Consider the following 4,550-nt stretch of genomic DNA (forward strand, 5'->3'; position numbering starts at 1 on the left):
CGAGGGGCTAGGCGCTGGAGCTGGCCAATTCTCGAAGTGAATTTTATACTTTCTTATTCCACAAGAAAAACCTGGAAATGTTCCATGTGTAACATTTCCAGGTTTTTTCATGCTTAAAAAGAGCAAACTGTTGGGGAGAATTGGCTAATGGAATCGTCATAAAGGACATTCCTGTCATTACTTTTAAGGAAACTGTTCAATAGAGCCTTCATGAAGGACAAAACTACCATAATTTAAAAAAGATTTGTTCAATAGGGCCTTCATAAAGGACAAAAAAGTTATGATATTAATGAAATTTGTCCTATAAAGTACTGGATGTAAAGGGAATTAATTCTACAAGATATTAATTTAAATAGAAGAAAAATGCACGTTTGCAATTCCCGTCAATTGTCGGGTTTTTAAATATTCAGAACCAAAAATTTGACCTTAACCGCTGAAAAAAGTTATGATATCGACAAAACTTTATCACGATTTTAAGAACATAGTCGCCTGTCTATTCTACATACAATCAATGATTGTTAGAATGAAGCTGTAAGCGGTGCCAGTAAAGGAGTTTGAAGATGCTTTTTGACACACATGTACACTTAAATGCAGAACAATTTAACGACGATCTCCAGGAGGTCATTGACCGGGCAATTGCTGAAGGTGTAACCAATATGGTTGTAGTCGGGTTTGACGAGCTGACAATCAAAAAAGCAATCGAGCTCGCTGAGGAGTACGATTTTATCCATGCGAGCGTTGGCTGGCATCCAGTTGATGCAATTGATATGACACCAGAACACCTTGATTGGCTGAAGGAGCTGGCAAGCCATCCGAAGGTGGTCGCACTTGGGGAAATGGGGCTTGATTATTATTGGGACAAATCCCCCAAGGAAATACAGAAAGAGGTTTTCCGTAAGCAAATCAGGCTGGCAAGAGAAGTGAAACTTCCTATCATCATACATAATCGTGACGCAACAGCTGACATAGTAGAGATTTTAAAGGAAGAGAACGCAGGGGAAGTTGGCGGGATTATGCATTGCTACAGCGGGAGCGTGGAAACAGCGCTTGAATGCATTGATATGAACTTCTATATTTCGCTTGGCGGGCCAGTTACATTTAAGAATGCCAAGAAACCGAAGGAAGTCGCAGAATCAATTCCGCTGGACCGTCTGTTAGTAGAAACAGATTGCCCGTACTTGACTCCGCATCCATATCGCGGGAAAAGGAACGAGCCTGCCTATGTAAAACTGGTCGCCGAAGAAATTGCAGGATTAAAAGGGTTATCTTTTGAGGAGATTGCTGAAGCAACAACCAAAAATGCAAAAAAAATATTCGGCATAAAGTGATAAAGAATGTTGTCGATTTATCAGCAAGGTTGTCCAAAAAAATTGTGATTCTAAAAAGTTCTACATGTCTCACTTCCAACATAGGATAACCGTGTCGATAACTCTTGCTTTTCTTTTTATGGAGCTTCTTGCATAATAGGGATTACCTTTGGCGGGGGTGTCTGGGTTGACAAGTCGGCAACAATATCTTTATAATCACTCCGAGAAGAGGAGGCGTTTTTCATCGTGATTAATAGTATGAAAAACCTGTTTTCCAAGACTTTGAGTAAGAAGAAGCTGGTGATTTTTTCTACTAGTTTCCTAGTTTTTGCGGCTGCTCTGGGGATCTTCATGTATGAAGGAACCAAAAAGACAGTGGCATTGACGCTGGACGGACAGGAAAGAGTCATTAAAACACACGCGAATACAATCCAGGAATTATTTAATGATCTCGATATTTCATTGCGCTCAGAGGACTATTTATCGCTGGCGGCAAACACGAAAGTACAGAATGATCTAGCCATCGTGTGGAAGCCGGCAAAACAGGTAGAGGTAATACAGAATCAGGAAAAGAAAACGTATTGGACAGCAGCCGATACTGTGAAGGACTTCCTGAAGGAACAAAATATTGTTTTGAACGAACACGACCAGTTAAACCTAAACCCAGACGCTAAACTGAAAAAGGATATGAAGATTGCCATTCAAAGAGCTTTCCCGCTTAAACTTGTAGTAGGCGGCAAGAAGCAAGATGTGTGGTCGACTTCGACTACGGTCGCTGACTTTTTATCACAGCAAGGGATTACACTCAACAAATTAGACCGTGTTGAACCTGAACTTAAGCAGACAGTCACAAAAAATGCCGTGATTAATGTCATTCGAGTTGAAAAAGTCACCGATGTAGTGGAAGAACCAATTAATTATGCAGTCATCACCAAAAACGACAGCAATCTGGAAAAGGGTAAACAGAAAGTCGTAAACGAAGGCCAGGAAGGCTTACTATCCAAGCGTTATGAAGTAGTCTTGGAAAACGGCAAAGAAGTTTCAAGAAAACTGGTCAGCGAGAAGAAAATGAAGGAAAAACAGGATAAAGTCGTGGCGATGGGAACTAAAGTGTTAGTTGCTCAAGTTTCACGTGGGTCAAGCGAGCCTGCAGGCAAGGAAATTTATGTGTCTTCCACTGCGTATACGGCTAATTGCAATGGCTGTTCTGGTTACACAGCGACTGGAATCAACTTAAGGGCGAATCCAAATGCAAAAGTAATTGCGGTGGATCCCAGGGTTATTCCATTAGGGACTAAAGTATACGTTGAGGGCTATGGTTATGCAATAGCAGCGGATACAGGTTCTGCAATAAAGGGCTTTAAAATTGATGTCTTTTTCCCATCTAAATCAGATGCATTCCGCTGGGGAAATAAACGCGTCAAAATCAAAATTCTAAATTAATTCATGGATGCAGGGGAACCTTCCTCTGCATTTTTTGTTTTTTAGCTTAGATAGGTTTAAGGTATAATAAGAAAAGTGTTACTTCTTTCTTACCCGATGGAGTTATAAACTAATCTAAAATGTTTTCACCTATATAGACGATTATATTGCAGAAATGTTTCAAGTATTTCAGAGAAATATTAAATTTTTTTTGAAATTTTTTTAAGGATTTATTAAGGTGCTCGTATTGGAGGAAACATGAAAATAAAAGAAATAATCGTAGTCGAGGGCAAGGATGATACAACCGCGATTCGCCGTGCTGTGGATGCTGATACATTAGAAACAAATGGATCAGCGATCAATGCGGAAACAATTGAACGGATTCGCAATGCACATGAAAAACGAGGAGTCATTGTTTTTACGGACCCGGATTATCCTGGTGAGAAAATCCGTAAAACGATTTCGGAACAAATAGCCGGCTGCAAGCATGCTTTTATACCGAAAGAATTAGCCAAGCCAAAGTCCGGGCGCGGAATAGGTGTTGAACATGCTTCACCTGAAGTGATCAGGGAAGCTCTTAAGGGTGCGCAGGTAATGGACACGGAAGCGGTCGAAGAAATCAGCCAAGAGGATTTGATCGTTGCCGGGCTGATTGGAGGACCAGGTGCTAAGGAAAGGCGTGAAAAGCTTGGCAGGCTGCTTAGAATCGGATACACAAATGGAAAACAGCTTCACAAGCGTTTAATGATGTTTCAGGTGAAAAGACAGGATTTCGCAGATGCGTTAGCTGAAATCCTTAAGGAGGAGCAAGATGCATAAGGATATAGCGACACCTGTAAGAACCAAGGAAATACTTGATAAATACGGATTTTCTTTTAAGAAGAGCTTAGGGCAGAATTTCTTGATTGATACTAATATATTAAACAGAATCGTTGACCATGCAGAACTAACGGAAAAAAGCGGAGCGATTGAAATCGGTCCAGGAATCGGAGCCCTTACGGAACAATTGGCAAGAAGAGCGGAAAAGGTCGTTGCTTTTGAGATTGACCAGCGGCTGCTGCCAATACTGGAGGATACACTGTCGCCGTACCCGAACGTAAAAATCATCCATAGCGATGTTTTGAAAGCGGATGTACAGGCTGTGATTGAAACCGAATTCGCAGGACAGGAGGAAGTAATGGTTGTTGCCAACCTTCCTTATTATGTGACGACACCCATCTTGATGAAGCTGCTTGAGGAAAGACTGCCAATCAGGGGAATCGTCTGCATGCTACAGAAGGAGGTTGCGGATCGGATTTCGGCTAAGCCTGGGACGAAGGAGTATGGCTCATTGTCCATTGCTGTCCAGTACTATACAAAAGCTGAGACTGTCATGATTGTGCCAAAAACGGTATTCATGCCCCAGCCTAACGTAGATTCCGCTGTCATCAGGCTGACATTGCATGATGAACCGCCTGTAAAAGTAACAGACGAATCGTTCTTTTTCCACGTTACAAGGTCGAGCTTCGCCCAGAGAAGGAAAACGATCTTGAACAATCTGACAAGCCAGCTTCCGAACGGAAAACAGAAAAAAGAAGACATACTTGCAGCGCTCAAGCAGGCTGAGATTGTGGAATCGCGAAGAGGAGAGACTTTGTCTATCGAAGAATTTGCGAGGCTTAGTGAGGCTCTATATCCTTATTTTCATTAATGAAGCACTACTGAAGTAAAGTCCGGCTGAATCCGGGCTTTTTTCTATGCCTTAAGTGCCACTAGTGAGCAGTTAGGCATATATTTAAAAAGTTTGCTGTGTTAACGATCACTGTTGATTTTTAAGCTCTG

4 protein-coding genes are annotated in these 4,550 nt (G+C 41.6%); all 4 read left to right on the forward strand.

All coding sequences use genetic code 11. The features are described from left to right. The first annotated feature begins 560 nt into the window (after positions 1–560). The 4 genes from V7654_RS22415 (at position 561) to rsmA (ending at position 4,419) form a co-directional block, all read left to right on the forward strand. Positions 561–1,328 (forward strand): TatD family hydrolase, encoded by a 768-nt coding sequence (locus V7654_RS22415; protein WP_335433057.1) that lies wholly within the window; start codon positions 561–563, stop codon positions 1,326–1,328. Positions 1,329–1,565: 237 nt separating this feature from the next. Continuing rightward, a complete protein-coding gene (locus V7654_RS22420; protein WP_335433061.1) occupies positions 1,566–2,750 on the forward strand; it encodes a ubiquitin-like domain-containing protein in 1,185 nt (394 codons plus the stop codon). Between the two features lie 237 nt (positions 2,751–2,987). Further along, positions 2,988–3,548 carry a ribonuclease M5 gene (gene rnmV, locus V7654_RS22425; RefSeq protein ID WP_335433058.1) on the forward strand — a complete coding sequence of 187 codons (561 nt, stop codon included), beginning with the start codon at positions 2,988–2,990 and terminating at the stop codon, positions 3,546–3,548. Next, positions 3,541–4,419 (forward strand): 16S rRNA (adenine(1518)-N(6)/adenine(1519)-N(6))-dimethyltransferase RsmA, encoded by an 879-nt coding sequence (gene rsmA / locus V7654_RS22430; protein ID WP_335433059.1) that lies wholly within the window; start codon positions 3,541–3,543, stop codon positions 4,417–4,419. The genes rnmV and rsmA overlap by 8 nt, the downstream gene beginning before the upstream one ends. Positions 4,420–4,550 lie beyond the last annotated feature (131 nt).

The sequence above is a fragment of the Bacillus sp. JJ1609 genome (assembly GCF_036967045.1).
Lineage (GTDB): Bacteria > Bacillota > Bacilli > Bacillales > Cytobacillaceae > Mesobacillus.

Coding starts and splice junctions, on each gene's coding strand:
- rnmV (WP_335433058.1), top strand. CDS start 2,988: ATGAAAATAAAAGAAATAATCGTAGTCGAGGGCAAGGATGATACAACC.
- V7654_RS22420 (WP_335433061.1), top strand. CDS start 1,566: ATGAAAAACCTGTTTTCCAAGACTTTGAGTAAGAAGAAGCTGGTGATT.
- rsmA (WP_335433059.1), top strand. CDS start 3,541: ATGCATAAGGATATAGCGACACCTGTAAGAACCAAGGAAATACTTGAT.
- V7654_RS22415 (WP_335433057.1), top strand. CDS start 561: ATGCTTTTTGACACACATGTACACTTAAATGCAGAACAATTTAACGAC.